The organism is Leifsonia sp. NPDC102414 (assembly GCF_044765685.1).
Lineage (GTDB): Bacteria > Actinomycetota > Actinomycetes > Actinomycetales > Microbacteriaceae > Leifsonia.
In genome coordinates this window covers 261,000-276,960 of record NZ_JBIWKN010000002.1, presented here as the reverse complement: position 1 = coordinate 276,960, position 15,961 = coordinate 261,000, and the positions used below count along the sequence as shown (strand labels likewise).

The following is a 15,961-nucleotide window of genomic DNA, read 5'->3' as shown; positions in this document are numbered from 1 at the left end:
TCCATCCTTGCAGGAGTGTGAGAGTCAGTTCGCGGCGTCCGCGGAAGTTGTGAGCAACTCCCGCGTGCCATTGATTGTGGAGGGATCGGACTCCCACAGCCGCACGACAGCGGCGCCGAGCCGCTCCTCCAGCCCGGCCAGGGTCTTCACGACGAAGACCACGGCGGCGGCGTTCGGCGCCGCCTTGGCGAAGCCCTGCGCGACAGCGCGCGTCCAGGCGTCCGCCGCCGCCTTCGCCGCCGCGTAGTTCGCCCCGCCCGCGTACGGCGCATCCACTGCCGTGGACGACACGATCGCGAGCCGCCCAACCGGTGATGCGACGAGGTCGTCGTAGAACACCCGCGTCGTGTTCCGTAGCGTGCGGAACCCGCGCTCCAGGAAGTCCCAGTCCTCGTCGGACTGCCCGGCGATGCCCCCTCCGCCCCGCCAGCCGCCCACCAGGTGGATCAGCCCGTCGATCGCTCCGAACTTCAGGTGGATGCGCATGGCCAGCTCGGCCACCGCATCCCGGTCGGAGAGATCGCAGACTCTGGTGTCGACGCCCGGCACGGCAGCGGCAAGGGCGTCGAGCGCCTCCGGCCGCGTGCCGACGGCGAGGACCGTCGCGCCCGCCGTCACCAGCGAACGCGAAACGGCCTCGCCGCTGGCGCTGGTCGCACCAGCGACCAGCACCAGCCGACCGTCGAGCGGCAGACCTTCCGTCACTTCTCGTCCGAGTGGCCGGTGATCCCGGCCGTCGACTCGATGACTCCGGCCATCTTCTTGTTCAGCGCCTCGTAGAACATCGACAGCGGGAACTCGTCGTCCAGCACCTGGTCGGTGTATCCCTTCGGGACGCCGGCGAGGATCTCGTCGGGAAGCCCGCGCGCCCAGTGGGATGCCGGGTTCGGCGTGAGCGTCTCCGTGAGCATCTCGTACGCCGCCAGCCAGTGCGACACCTTCGGTCGGTCGATGGACCGCCAGTAGAGGTCGTTGATCCTGTCGCTCAGCGCCACGACGACCTCCGGCACGCCCTCCCAGTCGATGGTGAGCTGGGTGTCCGTCCAGTGCAGCACGTCGTGCTGGTGCATCCACGCGAACAGCAGCTGCCCGCCGAGCCCGTCGTAGTTGCGGACGCGCGAACCGGTGATCGCGAACCGGAAGATCCGGTCGAAGATCACCGCGTACTGCACCAGCTTCGCGTGGTCGCGGATCTGGCGCTGCGCCTCGGACAGCTCGGCGTCCGGCAGTGCCTTCAGCTCGCGCTCCTGACGCACCGACTCGCGGAACGCGGTCAGGTCGCAGCGCAGCTCCTCCAGCGAGTAGAGGAAGAACGGCATCCGCTGCTTGATCATGAACGGGTCGAACGGCAGGTCGCCGCGCATGTGGCTGCGATCGTGGATCAGGTCCCACATCACGAAGGTCTCCTCCGCGAGCTTCTGGTCGTCCAGCATCGCGGCTGCATCGTCCGGCAGCTCCAGCTTGGTGATCTCCGATGCCGCCCTGACCACCCGCCGGTAGCGTGCGGCTTCGCGGTCCTGGAAGATCGCTCCCCAGGTGAAGGAGGGGATCTCCCGCATGGCGACGGTCTCGGGGAACAGCACGGCCGAATTGGTGTCGTAACCGGGCGTGAAGTCCACGAAGCGGAGCGGCACGAACAGCTTGTTGCCGTAGTCGCCCGCCTCCAGCTCCGCGATGAACTCCGGCCAGATCACCTCGACCAGCACGGCCTCCACGAGGCGGTTGGTCGAGCCGTTCTGCGTGTACATCGGGAACACGACCAGGTGGCCGAGCCCGTCGACGCGGTGCTGCTGCGGCTGGAATGCGTTGAGCGCGTCCAGGAAGTCGGGGACGCCGAGCCCGTCGTCCGCCCAGCGGCGGAAATCGGCGCGGAGCGCATCCAGGTACGCTGCGTCGTGCGGGAAGTGCGGCGCGAGCTCGGAGATCGACGCGATGATCGCATCCACCTGCTGCGCAGCACCGGCCTTGTCGGCCTCCTCCGGCACGGAGCCGTCCTTGACCTGCACCTGCTGCAGGGCGATCGCTGCCTCTTTGAGGGCCAGCCACGCGGGATGCGTCGCCAGCGACCGCACGGAACGGGCGTCCTCGACGACCTCGGGCTCTCCGACAATGGCGTTTGCGCTGAACTGGGAAACGAATTGTGACATGACGAACCTCCCGTCGTTGGTCGTCCGCGGCTGCGGCACTGGTCCGGGTGCCAGATTGCACCCGGATTCGAGCCTATCCACTCGCTATCGACGTTTTCTTGCCCATCCGGTGTCTTCCCTTGCGCCCGACGCCTCGGCCACGCACTTTTCCGCCGGTATGCTCGGGCTCGTGACGGCAGCAGAGGTTCGGGATGCGCTCGCGGAGGTCGCCGATCCGGAGGACGCGGTCTTCCTGCAGCGCTTCTTCAAGACCGGTCACGGCCAGTACGGAGAGGGCGACGTGTTCATCGGCGTGCGCGTTCCGCAGACCCGCGCCGTCGCCAAGCGATTCGGCGGAATGCCGCTGGACCAGCTCCGCGAACTGCTCGACAGCGAGGTGCACGAGCACCGCCTGGCCGCTCTGATCATCCTGAACAGGGACTTCGAGCTGGCCAGTCGCCCGCGTGCTCTGGACGAGGCGCGCAGGGAGGAGATCGCCTCCTTCTATCTGGATGCCGTGCGCCGCGGCCGGGTGAACAACTGGGACCTGGTCGACGCGTCCGCCGAGTTCGTTCTCGGCGAATACCTCGTCGACCGTCCGCGCGACCTGCTCTTCGAGCTCGCGGCGAGCGAGGTGCTCTGGGAGCGTCGTGTCGCCGTGCTGTCCTCGTTCGCGTTCATCAAGCACGGCGACGCGTCCACCACCCTCGAGCTCGCCGCCCTCCTCCTGGAGGACAGGGAGGACCTGATGCACAAGGCCGTCGGCTGGATGCTCCGCGAGGTGGGCAAGCGCGTCGACAGGGATGCGCTGCTCGCCTTCCTGGACGAGCACGCGGCCGAGATGCCGCGCACCATGCTGAGCTACGCCACCGAGCACCTCGGCGCGGAGCAGCGGGCGGACTACCGCGCGCGGCGCTGACCCGTTCCGCCTCTCGCGCTGACGCGCACGCCCGCGACTTGGGATGATAGACCTATGACGAGAACGGTTCGGGGCGCCCGCGTGCTGATCACGGGGGCAGCTTCGGGGATGGGGAAGCTGTACGCCGAGCGCGCCGTGCGCGAGGGGGCTTCCGCCGTCGTCCTCTGGGATCGCGACGAGGCGGCGCTCGCCGTGGTGACGGCCGAGCTGCGCGCCGAGGTGATGGACCAGCGTTCCGCGTCGCCGTGGGGCGGGCCTGGAGGGTCGCCGAGCTCGTCGGCCGGCCGGCCGGCGACCACCGTGCATCCGTTCGTGCTCGACATCGGCGAGCTCGGCGCCATCGCGCAGACCGCGCAGGTCGTCCGCAAGGAGCTGGACGGCATCGACGTGCTCATCAACAACGCCGGGATCGTGCGTGGCAAGTACTTCTGGGAGCACGACAACGGCGAGGACACCCGCCAGACCATGCAGGTCAACGCTCTCGCCCCGATGTACATCACCCGCGAATTCCTCCCGGCGATGATCTCCAGTTCCAGGGAGGCGCGCATCGTCAACATCGCGTCGGCGGCGGGAACGGTGTCGAACCCGCGGATGAGCGTCTACGCCGCATCCAAATCGGCCGTGATCGGCTGGAGCGACAGCCTCCGGCTGGAACTGCTGCAACAGGGCTTCGGGCACGTCAAGGTGACGACGGTCGCCCCGAGTTACATCTCGACCGGGATGTTCGAGGGAGCGCGCGGCCCGCTGCTCACGCCGATCCTCACCCCGGAGTATGTGGTGGACAGGGTCTGGAAGGCGATGCTCGCCGGGCGGCCGATGCTGCTGCTCCCCTGGTCGGTCGGCCTCGCGCGCACCCTCAGGGGGCTGCTGCCGCTGCGGGCCTGGGATGCGGTGGCCGGCAACCTGTTCGGCGTCTACTCCTCGATGGAGCACTTCACCGGCCGCAAGCGCTGAGGGCAGGCTCGGCGGCCGCCCGGAGGCGTCGTTGCGGGGTATACCAGCATGTCGCGCCCCGTTCGGGTGACAATTCTGAGAACTTTCACATAAAGTAGCTCCCACCGTCGATCGACAACGGAGCGAACGTGAGCAATCCTTCCTGGACCCAGGTCATCAAGACCGCGGACGGCGAGCAGCCGGAGCTGAAGCGGGCGCTCGGCCCTGGTCTTCTGCTGCTCTTCATCGTCGGAGACATCCTCGGCACGGGTGTCTATGCGCTCACCGGCCAGGTGGCGGCGGAGGTGGGTGGCGCCGCCTGGCTGCCGTTCCTGCTGGCGTTCGCCGTCGCGACCGTGACCGCGTTCTCCTACCTCGAACTCGTGACCAAGTACCCGCAGGCCGCCGGAGCTGCGTTGTACACGCACAAGGCGTTCGGCGTGCACTTCTTCACCTTCATCGTCTGCTTCATCGTGATGACGTCCGGCATCACGTCGGCGGCCACCGCATCCCGGGCGTTCGCGGTCAACCTCTCCGTCGGCTTCGGCCTGCCGGACGACAACGGGTTGACCCTGCTGGTGGCGCTCGCGTTCATCGTGCTGATCATGCTCGTCAACCTGCGCGGCGTGACGGAGAGCGTCTGGCTGAACGTGGTGCTGACGATCGTCGAGCTGTCCGGCCTGCTGCTCGTCATCATGATCGGACTTTGGGCGATCGGGGGAGGCAACGCCGACTTCTCCCGCGTGGTGGCGTTCGAGACGCCGGAGGACAAGAGCATCCTGCTGGCGGTGAGCACGGCGACGTCGCTGGCGTTCTTCGCGATGGTGGGCTTCGAGGACTCGGTCAACATGGCGGAGGAGACCAAGAACCCGAGCAAGATCTTCCCGAAGATGATGCTGACCGGACTCGGCATCACCGCCGTGATCTACGTGCTGGTCTCGATCACGGTGGTGGCGCTCGTCCCGATCGGCGAGCTGGCGGGCAGCGAGACCCCGCTGGTGACCGCGGTGCAGACGGCGGCGCCGGACTTCCCGATCGCCGACCTGCTCCCGTTCATCTCGATGTTCGCGGTGGCGAACACGGCGCTGATCAACATGATGATGGCGAGCCGTCTGCTCTACGGCATGAGCAAGCAGGGCGTGCTCCCCGGCTTCCTCTCCAAGGTGCAGCCCAAGCGCCGCACGCCGTGGGCGGCGATCCTGTTCACCAGCGCCCTGGCGCTCGGCCTGATCGTCTACGTCTCGCTCGACCCGAAGGGCTCGATCGTCGCGCTCCTCGGAGGCACGACGTCGCTGCTGCTCCTCGCGGTGTTCGCCGTGGTGAACGTCGCCGTGCTCGTGCTGCGCCGCCAGCCGGTCGACCACAAGCACTTCCGCACGCCGCGGGTGCTGCCCATCGTCGGCGCGATCACCTGTCTCTACCTGGTGTTCCCGTGGACCTCCGGACGCCCGGCCGGTCAGTACGGCATCGCGCTCGCGCTCCTCGCCATCGGCGTGGTGCTGTGGGCCGTCGCCCGCGCATTCACATACGCCGCATCCCGACGCTGAGCGACGACTGCTGCGAGGTCAGCCCCAGCGGCGGGCTGTCCAGCGTTCGAGGAGGCCGATCAGGGAGTCGCTGAGCTTGCCGAGGATGGCCAGCAGGATGATCGCCAGGAACAGGCGGTCGGTGCGTCCGTTGTTCGCGGAGTCGTTCAGCAGGAAGCCGAGGCCCATCGAGGAAGCGATGAGTTCCGCGGCCACGAGGAAGAGCCACGACTGGGCGAGCGCGAGTCGCAGGCCGGAGATCACCGTCGGCAGCACGAACGGCAGCTGCACCGTGGCGAACAGCCGCACACCGCTCAGGCCGAACGCGCGTCCGGCCTCCACGAGGTGGCGGTCGACGTGCTTCAGCGCGGCGGCGACCGTCGTGTATACGGGGAAGAACGCGCCGATCGCGATCAGGATGACCTTCGACTCCTCGCCGATCTTGAACCACAGGATGAGCAGTGGCACCCACGCAAGCGACGGGACGGCACGGATGGCGCTGAGCGTCGAGCTGAAGAAGATGTCCCAGAGCCGCGACAGCCCCACGAGGGCGCCGAACACCAGCCCGAGGAGGGCTCCGCAGGCGAAACCGAGCAGCACGCGCTGCGTCGAGATGGCGACGTAGAGGCCGAGCAGCCCCCGCTGCGCGAGGTCGACCGCCGCCTCCCACACCATCGCGGGCGATGGGAGCTGGGAGGAGTTGAACGCACCGGAGGTCGAGGCGAGTTGCCACGCCGCGAGCAGGATCAGCGGGAGCACGAAGCCGCCGACGATCCTGGTCGAGCGCCGCGACAGGAACGGGATGCGCGCATCCGCATGGCTGCCGCGCCGGCGGTCGCCTGGCTCCTCTTCGCGCGGATCGCCGTCGCGTGCGACGGCGGTGCCGTACATCGACACGGCGACCATCGCGCCGTCGCCCTCCGGTGCGTTCTGATAGCTCATGCGGAGACTAGCCTCCGATGGCGCTCGGGTCGGCCTTCTTGGCGAAGGTCGGGTCGAGCAGCGTGTCGAGAGCCTTGTCGATGTCGGACTGGCTGCGCACGTCTCCGGTCGAGACGAAGATCGGGCCGACCTTCTTCAGGACCTTGAGCTGCGCGGCGCCTGGGATGTTCGACACGTCGAGGTTGGTGCGCTCCGTGATGACGGTGGTGGCGACGGACGGGTCGATCGACGCGACCTCGGAGAGGATGCTCGCCGTCTCGTCCGGGTGCTTGAGGGCCCAGGCGCGGGCGTACTCATACGTGTTCACGACGGTCTGCGCCACATCCGGCTTGTCCTTGACGAACGACTCCGTGGCGTTGAGGAAGCCGTAGGTGTTGAACGCGACGTTGCGGTAGATCAGCTTCGCGCCCGACTTCTCGGCGTTCGCCATGATCGGGTCGAGTCCGGCCCACGCATCGACGGAGCCGTTCTGCAGGGCGGACCAGCCGTCGGCGTGCTGCAGGTTCTGGATGGTGACGTCGCTCGCGGAGAGCCCGTTGGCTTCCAGCGCCTGGAGAAGGAAGAAGTACGGGTCGGTGCCCTTGGTGGCGGCGACCTGCTTGCCCTTGAGGTCCTTGACCGAGGTGATGGTGGAGTCCTTGCCGACCACGATGGCCGACCACTCCGGCTGGGAGAAGATGTCGATGGTCTTGATCGCCGAGCCGTTCGAGCGCGCGAGCAGCGCGGCGGAGCCTGCGGTCGATCCGACGTCGATCGCGCCAGAGCGGAGCGCCTCGTTGGCCTTGTTGGAGCCGGCGGACTGCACCCAGTTGACGGTGATGTCCTGCTTCTTCAGTGCCTTCTCGAGCCAGCCCTCCTTCTTGATGACCAGGCTGAGCGGGTTGTACGTCGCGAAGTCGATGTTCAGCGTCCCGCCCTTCGTGACCCCGGCGGAGCTCTGGGGGTCGGCGGCTGCCTGGCCTTCGCCGGCGACGCAGCCGGTGAGCATCAGGCTGGCGGCGGCCGCGATCGCGGCGACGGCGGTGACGATGGTGGATGTGCGGCGCATGGTGCCTCTCAGGTAGTCAGTCGGGGTGCTGCTGTGCTGTGGATCGAGCAGGTGCTGTGGATCGCTGCTGTGCTGTGGATTGCTACTGTGTCGAGCTGGTGCCCAGGTGCGGCGGAGCGACCGTGGATCAGTACGGGAACGCGGGGATCGTGTTCGTGGACGGGATGCCGCGGGCGTGCCCGTGGCGGTCGATGCCGAGCCCATCGAGCAGTTCCGCGCGGAGTTCGGCGAGTTCAGCTGAGCCTCTGTCGCGCGGCCGGCTGCCCGGCACGGTGACGACGCGACGGATGGTCGCGCCCTGTCGTCCTTCCTCGGCGCCCAGCAGGATGATGCGGTCGGCGAGCTGGAGGGCCTCGTCGACGTCGTGCGTGACGAGGAGGATCGTGGTGGGCGCTGTTCCGTGCACGTCGAGGAGCAGGTCCTGCATCTTGAGCCTGGTGAGCGCATCCAGCGCCCCGAACGGCTCGTCGAGGAGCAGCACGCCCGGGTTGCGGGCGAGCGCCCTGGCCAGGGATGCACGCTGTGCCATGCCGCCAGACACCTCGCGCGGCCGCAGTCCGGCGGAAGCGGAGAGCCCGACGAGGTCGAGGAGCTGGGCGACGCGGTCGCGTCCCGCTGTCCTGTCGAAGCCGCGGGGGAGGCCGAGGGCGACGTTGTCGGCGATCGAGCGCCAGGGGAGCAGGCGGGGCTCCTGGAAGCCGACGGCGCAGCGCGCGTCGATTCCGGCGACGGCCGTTCCGTCGATGAGTGCGGCCCCTGCGCTCGGGCTGTCGAGTCCTCCTGCGATGCGCAGGAGCGTCGACTTTCCGCATCCACTCGCCCCGAGGATCGCGACGACCTCGCCGGCCTCGACGGTGAGCGACACGTCGCGCAGCACAGGTCGCGGCGTCGTGCGGGTGACTCGCTCGCCCTTCACCCGCGGCGCGACGAACGCGCGCCCCACGTCGACGAACTCGACGGAGTATGCGGACGGCGTGGGTGGCATGGTCTTTCGACGCTAGCGGTCGACCCGCATCCACGCAGTGCCAGGCGAAACGTGGCGTAACGAAACCGTGCGCTCGGCACGAATCGGCGATATGCGCGTCCGTCCGCGGCCGAAAGAGAGCGCGCGGCGTTATCTGCGGCGCGCTGCGCGCTCTTAATGCATGGAACGTTTCGCAGATCGACCGGAGAAGACAGAGACATGAGCGTGCTTTCACCTGAACGGGACGGGGATGCTCGTCTCGATGAGCCCCTCGCCGCTCCGCCGAACCAGAAGCCCGACCAGAAGCCCGGCCAGAAGCGGAACAGGAAGCCGGCTCGGAGCCAGGCAGTGTCCACGACGCCGAAGCGCCGCACCAGAGGTGCGCGAGTCGCCGTCGTCATCGTCGGTCTTTTCACGGCCTGGCACATCTTCGCCAGCTTCCTCTGGATCGGTCCGGTGACGCCGCTGCGTCAGGTGGTCCCCGGCAACCTGCTCACGCAGTACATGATCCCGTGGCTCGGGCAGAGCTGGAGCGTCTTCGCCCCTGAGCCCATCAACGGCAATTACGACTTGCGCATCCGCGCTGTGCTCGCCGGCGATGACGGCACGGAGATCGCGACGAAGTGGATCTCCGCGGTGGATGCCGAGCAGAAGATGCTCGTGCACAACCTGTTCCCGCCGCGCGCCTCCAACCTCGCCACCAAGCAGGCGTCATCTCTCAAGGGTGCGTGGGATGCCCTGACCCCGGAACAGCAGAAGATCGCCGCGCTCAACTATTTCAAGGGCGACAGCTGGCTCGGCCGGATGCAGGTCGCGATGAACGAGGTGAACAAGCAGAAGAACACGATGGCCGTCGCCACCTACATCGTGCAGGAGCGCTACACCGACGCGTACGCCGTGCAGGTCGCTCGTGCGGTCTGGGGCAAGAGCGTCGTGCGCGTGCAGTACCAGACCAGCCGCCAGAACATCATCCCGTTCGAGCAGCGCAACAACCCGGACGCGAAGCTGCCGCCCCTGCAGTACGCGAACACCGGCTGGCGCGGACTCATCGTCATGCCAGGGCAGAACGAACAGCAGTTCGCCGAGATATTCGCACCCCTCAACGCGAAAGTGACCCAGAAGTGACGACACCCAACCTCTTCTCCAGGGTCGGCAGGCTCATCGCCGACCTGGTCCACCGTGGCGTGCGCGGGGCCCGCGCGCTCGTGACGTCCCTGTACCTGCAGGGCGAGACCTGGATACTGGACGGCAAGCGCGCGTCGTACGGAATCGCTGTCACCCGCATCCTGCTCGGCACAATGATGCTCGGGCTGATGCTCACGAACTTCTCCACGCGCTTTTACACCTGGGGCGCAGGGATGGCCTGGAGCGGCCAGTTCGCGTTTCCCGCCAACGACTTCATGAAGCTGTGGCCGTTCACGATGTTCCACGACCAGGCCCAGAACCCGTTCCTGTTCACGGTGCTGTACCTGATCGCCATCGCGCTGGCGGTGAGCTTCGCGATCGGCTACCGCACGCGGCTCTCGCAGTTCTTCCTCTTCTTCTTCTGGGTCGCCTTGGTCGAGTCCAACTCGAACGTGAACGATCAGAGCGACAACCTCACCCGCATCGCCCTGATGGTGATGTTCTTCACCGCACCTGGCGACCGCTGGTCGCTCGACGCCCGTCGTCGCAGACGCGCGGACGAGAAGTCGGAGAGGGAGGGCACGCGCGCCGGGTTCCTCGTGCGCTGGTGGCGTTTCCAGCGGGTGATCCCTGAGCACTACACGAACGTCCTGCACAACTTCGCGATCATCGCCCTCGCCTGCCAGGTCTCGTTCATCTACGTCTCCGGCGGCCTGTACAAGGCGGGCGGGGCACCCTGGTCCGGCGGAACGGCCATCTACGACCCGATCCATGTCACGCAGTTCGGGCCGTGGCCAGAGCTGAGCGATTTCGTCACCACCTGGGGTCCCGGCGTCGCGTTCGCGACCCTGCTCACCCTGATGGTGCAGGTGAGCTTCCCGCTCCTCCTCATGCGCAGGGGAACGCGCATCTTCGCGCTGATCGTGATGCTCAGCTTCCACATCGGCATCGCCGTGCTGATGGGGCTGCCGTGGTTCTCGCTGGCGATGATCGCGATCGACGCGATCTTCATCCGCGACGCGACCTACCGGGAGCTGAGCGGCGGCCTCGCGAAGGCGTGGAAGCGGTCGCGCGCAACGCCGGTCGCCGGCTCGACCGCGAAACGAACTGCGAAACCGGCTGCGAAACCGGCCGCGAAACCGGTCGAGGAACCGGCTGAGGTCCCTGTGCTCGCCCAGTCGTCCGCCCCGTGATGGTCGGCCACCACACCTCCGCCGGAGACGAATGAAGATTATGACCGACAAGCCCTCCGACAGCCAGCCGCAGCTCGGGGCGATCGCCCCGCATTTCGAGAGATTCACCAGCCTCGTGACCGGCGAACTGATCCTCATCGAATGCGAATGCCCGATCGGCGAGGACCATACCTACGCTGACTGGGTCGCGCGCTTCACCAGGGCGGCCTTGTGATGCAGCGCTTCGAAGCGGTCGTGGAGACCGCACAGCAGCGCCGGTTCGTGGTCGAGGTCGAAGGACACGACGCGGTGGCCGTCACCGCCAAGCTCCGCCGCGCGTTCGGCAACGACGTGGTCGTCCTCTCTCTGAGGGCGTCGCGTCGTCGCGACTAGCGCTCGGCGAGGGCGTCGCAGCGTCTAGCGCTCGGGCCGTCGCGGTCGGTGTGGTCGACGATTGCTACGCTCGCTTGGAGGGCCGGTGCGTCGATGGGGGTACGCGCGTGAGGGCGAGCGGATGAGGGCGAGCGGATGCACATGACGGCGCCTGAGCTCCCCATCTGGCCTCCCAGCGAGCCAGGCTACCGCCGCTCGGAATCGACAGCCCTGCTCGGCTCCGGCGACGACGTGTGGATGCGCGTGCGCGCGGACGTGCTGCGCTGGCGAGTCAAGACGGCCAGCGGGTTCCTCGTGGCCGGCCGCGTCGATCCTGGGCGGGTCTCGCCGGGGGAGCGGCTGATCGTAACGGCGCGCGTGCTCGGGGTGACGGTGAGGGAGCCGGTGGAGGTGGTGAGCGTCGTCGAGGACGCCGATCGTGTCGGTTTCGCGTACCGCACGCTCCCCGGACATCCCGTGGCCGGTGAGGAGGCGTTCATCGTCGAGCGCGACGGCGACGAGGTGCGGATCGTCGTGCGGTCGTTGACGCGCGCGGCACCGCAGCAACCGTGGCGGGCGTTGTATCCGCTCCTCCTGGTGGCGCAGCGCGTCGCCAGGAGGCGCTACCTGCGGGCCCTGCTCCCTCAGCGCTGACGGTGCCGCGACACGCTAGCCGAAGATCATCGGCCGGTCGTCGTCGTCCTCGTCCACTTCGAGGTCGAGCTCGACCAGCACCGGCACGTGGTCGCTCGGGGCTTCGCCCTTGCGCTCGTTGCGGTGGATGCTGGCGGACGTCACCAGGTCGGCGAACGGCTTGGAACCGAGGATGAAGTCGATGCGCAGCCCCTCGTTGCGCGGGAAACGCAGCTGCTTGTAGTCCCAGTACGTGTAGCCCTCCGGCACCAGCGGGCGGACAACGTCCGTGAGACCGATCGCCTCGAACGCGCTGAAGGCGCTGCGCTCCGGCGGCGAGATGTGGGTGGAGACGCCGGGGATGAGGCTGGGGTCTCCGACGTCAGAGTCGAGCGGTGCGACGTTCCAGTCGCCCATCAGCGCGAGCGGGAGGTCCGGCTGTTCGGCGAGCCAGCGCTGCGTGTCGGCGGCGAGGGTGGCCAGCCAGTCGAGCTTGTAGTGGAAGTGGGGGTCGTCGAGCGCTCGGCCGTTCGGGACGTACAGGCTCCACACCCGGATGCCACCGATGGTCGCGCCGATCGCGCGCGCCTCCTTGGGGAGGTCTGGACCGTCGTGCCCCTTGAGGAAGCCAGGCATGTCCGGGAAGCCGATCTCGACGTCCTCGATCGGCAGGCGGCTCGCGATGGCGACGCCGTTCCACTGGTTGAGACCGTGCAGCACGACCTCGTATCCTGCGTCTTCGAACTGCTGCAGGGGGAACTGCTCCGGCTTGCACTTGATCTCTTGCATGGCCAGCACATCCACGTCTTCGCGGACCATCCAGTCGACGGTACGGCCCACTCGGGTGCGGATCGAGTTCACATTCCAGGTCGCAACACGCATGCGTCGATCGTATCGGCCGGTGCCGACAGCGGTCGTTCGCGGGCGGAACCTGTGCACAGCGCGCTCGGCGGCCGGGCTGTGGAAGAGGCGATTTCGCGGGGTTCCCCTCTAGAATCGGGGACGTGACCGACGTCAGACAGCAGCTCATCGACTTCATCTCGGCCGACGCCGTGTTCCACGGGGACTTCACCCTCACGAGCGGCAAGAAGGCGACTTACTACGTCGACCTGCGCAAAGTCAGCCTCGACCACCGGGTCGCGCCCCTCATCGGCCAGGTGATGATCGACCTGATCGCGGAGGTCCCCGATGTCGTCGCGGTCGGAGGAATGACGATGGGCGCCGACCCTGTCGCCGCAGCGATCCTGCACCAGGGCGCCGCCCGCGGCCTCTCGTACGACGCGTTCGTCGTGCGGAAGGAGCCGAAGGACCACGGCAGGGGCAAGCAGGTCGAGGGCCCCGACCTCGAAGGCAAGCGCGTCATCGTGCTCGAGGACACCTCCACGACAGGCGGATCGCCGCTCAAGGCCATCGAGGCGCTCACGAAGGTCGGCGCGGAGATCGCCGGCGTCGCGGTCGTTGTCGACCGCAACACGGGAGCGCGCGAGGTCATCGAAGAAGCCGGATATCCCTACTTCGCCGCGATCGGCCTGAAGGACCTGGGGCTCGAGTAGTGACCGACGAACGCCACCCTGGCACAGGCGACGACGCCGAGGGCGACGAGCGCCCCGACGCGCCTGAGCCTGAGTTCGGCAGTTCGGAATGGCTGCTGCAGCAGCTCACCGGGGGCAGGCGCATCGCGTCGTCGCCGTCGGAGCAGGAGGCGCCGGAGCAGCAAGACGCCGCGGAGCAGCAGGAGACCACGGATGCGGGTGCCGCGGATGCCAGTGCCGCGCCGCGCCAGGACGCCTCGGAAGCGGCCGCGCCCACGGTCGCGCTTCCTGTCGTGCCGGAGACCGCTCCGGTCTGGGAGCCTCGGCCGGAACCGGTTGAGTCGCGGTCCATCGAGCAGGAGCCCGTCGAGCAGGAGCCCGGGCAGCAGCCCACCCCGGCTCTGCCGGTCGCCAACGACCAGGACACGTTCGAACTTTTCCTCAACCCGCAGGCTGCGGATGCGCGGGAGCCGGAGCCTGTCGCTCCGGCGAGCGAGCAGGAAGAGGATGCGGAACCGGTCCAGGGCTTCAGCTGGAACCTCACCCCCGGGGTCGGAAGCGACCCACTCGTCGACGAACCGGCCGAGCCGGCGGCCGGAACCGTCTGGCACCTCGACAGCCCGGAGGCGGACTCCGTGGACGACGCCGAGCCCGCGAACGAGCCGGACGTCCCCGCGGCACCTGACGCGCCCGCCGTGCCCCCTGTGATTCCGGTTCCGTCGTTCGACTCGTACGAATCCACGGCGTCGCGCGCGGAGGAGCCGGAGACCACGGCGGAGCACGAGGGCGCCCCCGTCGCGGAGCCGACGACCGCTCCAGTGGTCGAGTCTGCTCCCATGGTCGAACCGCCCGTCGCCGAGACATCGTCCTTCACCGAGGCAGCACACCGCGAACCGACCCCGCCGGACACCACCACGTTCGAGCCCCCGAGCTTCTTCGAGGCGCTCCGTCTGCCGGAGCCACCCGTCTGGAACATCGACACGGAGCCCGCGGCAGAAACGGGGCCTGCAGGCACCGAGCCCACAACACCCGCAACAGAGGAGCGGCAGGCAACGCCACCGCTCTTCACCCCACCCCCGCTCGTCACCCCACCCCCGCTCGCCACTCCGCCCGCGGCGGAGGCTGACGTCCCCGAGCCGCACCCTCAGGAGCCGCAGGCCCAGGAGGACGAGGAGCAGGCACCGGAAGCTGAGGAGAGCCACGGCCTTGCCGCTCTGCTCGGGTTCTTCGGCGAGGACGACACGGAGGAGCCAGCATCCACCAGCCGTTCGGTGATCGGGGACACGACCGGCATCATCCCCATTCCTCCTGGCGCCCTTACGCCCCCTGCTGTCCCGACGCCCCCTGCGGTTTCGCCGCCCCCTGCTGTCCTGACGCCCCCTGCTGTGCCGACGCCCCCTGTGGTTCCGGCGTCCCCCGTTCTTCCGCCTCCGGACGCGTCCGCGCTGTTCGAGCCGGGAATCGCGTCCGGGCAGAGTTCAGCCGACGTCCCGACGGCAAAGCTCGACACCGCCGAGATCGCGGCGTTGCTCCGTGCCCGGCCGGGCGACCCGGAGCCTGTCACCTTCGGCGTGCGGGAAGAACCGGCTGAGCCATCCGAATCCACGGAGTCCACCGGCGCCATCCCGGCGGTGCCCCCGGCAGCGACCGTTCCGCCGATCGAGGAGGCGACCTTCCTGCTCGGCGCTCTGCCGTCGCCGGCGACGCAGCCGCTGGACGCCGAGAGCATCGGGGAGGCAAGCGAGCCTACCGCCGTCGCGGATCCGACCGACGGTGAGCCGCCCGCCGCCGAGCCGACCGCCGAGGGTGAGGCGCCGACGGCCGCGACCATCCTCTTCCCGGAGCTCGCGTCGCCCGCCACTGCGGAGACCATCGCGCTGGTTCCCCCGGTTGCGCCCGCGTCCACCCCCGCACCCCAGTCCGCGACCCAGACCGGCAGCCACGCTGCGACAACCCCCGTAGCTCCGGCCGTGGTCCCCGCCACGGCCACGGCCACCGGGCCAAGCGGCACAGGCGCCGGAACCGGCGGCGGCGCCCCGTCCGGCCCCGGCGCCGGAGGGTCGCGCCGCACGAACCGCATCCTGTTCTGGGTGGCCGGCGGGCTCGCGGTCGTACTCGTCCTGATCGGTCTCTTCGCTCTCGGCACCCGTGTGCCGGACATGTTCGGAGCCGCGAAGCCGTCCGCCGCGCCGTCCGCGAGCACCGCACCGCCGAGCGCCACCCCAACACCGACACCGACGCCGACCATCCAGGCCAAGCCGGCCGGCCCTGTCGCCGCGGGCACCCACCCGTGGAACACGCTGGGCGGCGGGGAGTGCATCCAGCCGTTCACGTCACCGTGGGCTGAGACGTTCGCCGTGGTCGACTGCGCGTCACCGCACACGGCGCAGCTGGCGTACACCAACCTGTTCTCGACCGATATCGCTGCGCCATACCCTGGCGCGGATGCGCTCGCGGCGCAGATCAACGCCGTGTGCACGCAGCCGGGGATCATCGACCTGGCCGCGGCAGCCGCATACCCCGACCTGCAGCTGCAGGGCACCTTCCCCGCCACCGAGCAGCAGTGGAAGGACGGGCAGCGCTCGTTCTACTGCTTCGTCAGCCGCTCCGGCGGCCAACCGCTGACCTCGAGCGTGGCGGGACCTGGCCCAGCGGCCTAGGCGGGCAGG

At 68.6% G+C, this 15,961-nt stretch carries 16 protein-coding genes; 10 read left to right on the top strand and 6 right to left on the bottom strand.

The genetic code is table 11. The features are described from left to right. Positions 1-24: 24 nt before the first annotated feature. Together ACIRCZ_RS09595 and ACIRCZ_RS09590 are read right to left on the bottom strand one after the other, a co-directional pair. A complete protein-coding gene (locus ACIRCZ_RS09595) occupies positions 25-705 on the bottom strand; it encodes an SDR family NAD(P)-dependent oxidoreductase (protein WP_402852293.1) in 681 nt (226 codons plus the stop codon). Continuing rightward, positions 702-2,147: a DUF6421 family protein gene (locus tag ACIRCZ_RS09590; protein WP_402852290.1), complete on the bottom strand. Its 1,446-nt coding sequence runs from the start codon at positions 2,145-2,147 to the stop codon at positions 702-704. The genes ACIRCZ_RS09595 and ACIRCZ_RS09590 overlap by 4 nt, the downstream gene beginning before the upstream one ends. Positions 2,148-2,316: 169 nt before the next feature. On the opposite strand from ACIRCZ_RS09590, the gene ACIRCZ_RS09585 reads away from it, so the two are divergent. The 3 genes from ACIRCZ_RS09585 to ACIRCZ_RS09575 all read left to right on the top strand — a co-directional run bounded on the left by ACIRCZ_RS09585 (position 2,317) and on the right by ACIRCZ_RS09575 (position 5,525). Beyond that, complete coding sequence (locus ACIRCZ_RS09585; protein WP_200949689.1) at positions 2,317-3,045, top strand: DNA alkylation repair protein; 729 nt, start codon at positions 2,317-2,319, stop codon at positions 3,043-3,045. Positions 3,046-3,099: 54 nt separating this feature from the next. Beyond that, positions 3,100-3,999, top strand: a complete 900-nt coding sequence (locus ACIRCZ_RS09580; RefSeq protein WP_055898141.1) for an SDR family NAD(P)-dependent oxidoreductase — start codon at positions 3,100-3,102, stop codon at positions 3,997-3,999. A gap of 128 nt (positions 4,000-4,127) precedes the next feature. After that, positions 4,128-5,525 carry an APC family permease gene (locus ACIRCZ_RS09575; protein WP_055898144.1) on the top strand — a complete coding sequence of 466 codons (1,398 nt, stop codon included), beginning with the start codon at positions 4,128-4,130 and terminating at the stop codon, positions 5,523-5,525. 18 nt (positions 5,526-5,543) lie between these two features. Here ACIRCZ_RS09575 and ACIRCZ_RS09570 read toward each other — a convergent pair whose 3' ends face one another. The 3 genes from ACIRCZ_RS09570 to ACIRCZ_RS09560 all read right to left on the bottom strand — a co-directional run bounded on the left by ACIRCZ_RS09570 (position 5,544) and on the right by ACIRCZ_RS09560 (position 8,479). Beyond that, on the bottom strand, positions 5,544-6,446 hold the full coding sequence (locus ACIRCZ_RS09570; protein ID WP_402852284.1) for an ABC transporter permease: 903 nt from the start codon (positions 6,444-6,446) through the stop codon (positions 5,544-5,546). Between the two features lie 7 nt (positions 6,447-6,453). Continuing rightward, entirely contained in the window at positions 6,454-7,494 is a 1,041-nt protein-coding gene (locus tag ACIRCZ_RS09565) for an aliphatic sulfonate ABC transporter substrate-binding protein (RefSeq protein WP_055898147.1), read from the bottom strand. 127 nt (positions 7,495-7,621) lie between these two features. Further along, entirely contained in the window at positions 7,622-8,479 is an 858-nt protein-coding gene (locus tag ACIRCZ_RS09560) for an ABC transporter ATP-binding protein (protein ID WP_402852279.1), read from the bottom strand. A gap of 198 nt (positions 8,480-8,677) precedes the next feature. On the opposite strand from ACIRCZ_RS09560, the gene ACIRCZ_RS09555 reads away from it, so the two are divergent. The 5 genes from ACIRCZ_RS09555 to ACIRCZ_RS09535 all read left to right on the top strand — a co-directional run bounded on the left by ACIRCZ_RS09555 (position 8,678) and on the right by ACIRCZ_RS09535 (position 11,781). Beyond that, positions 8,678-9,583: a DUF5819 family protein gene (locus ACIRCZ_RS09555; RefSeq protein ID WP_402852276.1), complete on the top strand. Its 906-nt coding sequence runs from the start codon at positions 8,678-8,680 to the stop codon at positions 9,581-9,583. Then, positions 9,580-10,776: an HTTM domain-containing protein gene (locus ACIRCZ_RS09550; protein WP_055898156.1), complete on the top strand. Its 1,197-nt coding sequence runs from the start codon at positions 9,580-9,582 to the stop codon at positions 10,774-10,776. The genes ACIRCZ_RS09555 and ACIRCZ_RS09550 overlap by 4 nt, the downstream gene beginning before the upstream one ends. 40 nt (positions 10,777-10,816) lie before the next feature. Then, positions 10,817-10,990: a hypothetical protein gene (locus tag ACIRCZ_RS09545; RefSeq protein WP_157480446.1), complete on the top strand. Its 174-nt coding sequence runs from the start codon at positions 10,817-10,819 to the stop codon at positions 10,988-10,990. Further along, on the top strand, positions 10,990-11,148 hold the full coding sequence (locus tag ACIRCZ_RS09540) for a hypothetical protein (RefSeq protein ID WP_157480448.1): 159 nt from the start codon (positions 10,990-10,992) through the stop codon (positions 11,146-11,148). The genes ACIRCZ_RS09545 and ACIRCZ_RS09540 overlap by 1 nt, the downstream gene beginning before the upstream one ends. 141 nt (positions 11,149-11,289) lie before the next feature. Further along, positions 11,290-11,781 (top strand): DUF1990 family protein, encoded by a 492-nt coding sequence (locus ACIRCZ_RS09535; protein WP_402852271.1) that lies wholly within the window; start codon positions 11,290-11,292, stop codon positions 11,779-11,781. Between the two features lie 15 nt (positions 11,782-11,796). On the opposite strand, the gene ACIRCZ_RS09530 is transcribed toward ACIRCZ_RS09535, so the two are convergent. Then, on the bottom strand, positions 11,797-12,642 hold the full coding sequence (locus tag ACIRCZ_RS09530) for an exodeoxyribonuclease III (RefSeq protein ID WP_055898162.1): 846 nt from the start codon (positions 12,640-12,642) through the stop codon (positions 11,797-11,799). 122 nt (positions 12,643-12,764) lie between these two features. Here ACIRCZ_RS09530 and pyrE point away from each other — a divergent pair, with 122 nt between their 5' ends. Together pyrE and ACIRCZ_RS09520 are read left to right on the top strand one after the other, a co-directional pair. Beyond that, positions 12,765-13,313, top strand: coding sequence for an orotate phosphoribosyltransferase (pyrE, locus tag ACIRCZ_RS09525; protein WP_055898165.1), 549 nt, complete (start codon positions 12,765-12,767; stop codon positions 13,311-13,313). Continuing rightward, the gene (locus tag ACIRCZ_RS09520) at positions 13,313-15,952 is read left to right on the top strand and encodes a hypothetical protein (RefSeq protein ID WP_402852266.1); all 2,640 of its coding nucleotides are present in this window, start codon (positions 13,313-13,315) and stop codon (positions 15,950-15,952) included. The genes pyrE and ACIRCZ_RS09520 overlap by 1 nt, the downstream gene beginning before the upstream one ends. Positions 15,953-15,961 lie beyond the last annotated feature (9 nt).

Bases quoted from the DNA above. Each gene is read 5' to 3' on its own strand.
- ACIRCZ_RS09590 (WP_402852290.1), bottom strand. From the start codon at position 2,147: ATGTCACAATTCGTTTCCCAGTTCAGCGCAAACGCCATTGTCGGAGAG.
- ACIRCZ_RS09580 (WP_055898141.1), top strand. From the start codon at position 3,100: ATGACGAGAACGGTTCGGGGCGCCCGCGTGCTGATCACGGGGGCAGCT.
- ACIRCZ_RS09570 (WP_402852284.1), bottom strand. From the start codon at position 6,446: ATGAGCTATCAGAACGCACCGGAGGGCGACGGCGCGATGGTCGCCGTG.
- ACIRCZ_RS09565 (WP_055898147.1), bottom strand. From the start codon at position 7,494: ATGCGCCGCACATCCACCATCGTCACCGCCGTCGCCGCGATCGCGGCC.
- ACIRCZ_RS09560 (WP_402852279.1), bottom strand. From the start codon at position 8,479: ATGCCACCCACGCCGTCCGCATACTCCGTCGAGTTCGTCGACGTGGGG.
- ACIRCZ_RS09555 (WP_402852276.1), top strand. From the start codon at position 8,678: ATGAGCGTGCTTTCACCTGAACGGGACGGGGATGCTCGTCTCGATGAG.
- ACIRCZ_RS09545 (WP_157480446.1), top strand. From the start codon at position 10,817: ATGACCGACAAGCCCTCCGACAGCCAGCCGCAGCTCGGGGCGATCGCC.
- ACIRCZ_RS09540 (WP_157480448.1), top strand. From the start codon at position 10,990: ATGCAGCGCTTCGAAGCGGTCGTGGAGACCGCACAGCAGCGCCGGTTC.
- ACIRCZ_RS09535 (WP_402852271.1), top strand. From the start codon at position 11,290: ATGACGGCGCCTGAGCTCCCCATCTGGCCTCCCAGCGAGCCAGGCTAC.
- ACIRCZ_RS09530 (WP_055898162.1), bottom strand. From the start codon at position 12,642: ATGCGTGTTGCGACCTGGAATGTGAACTCGATCCGCACCCGAGTGGGC.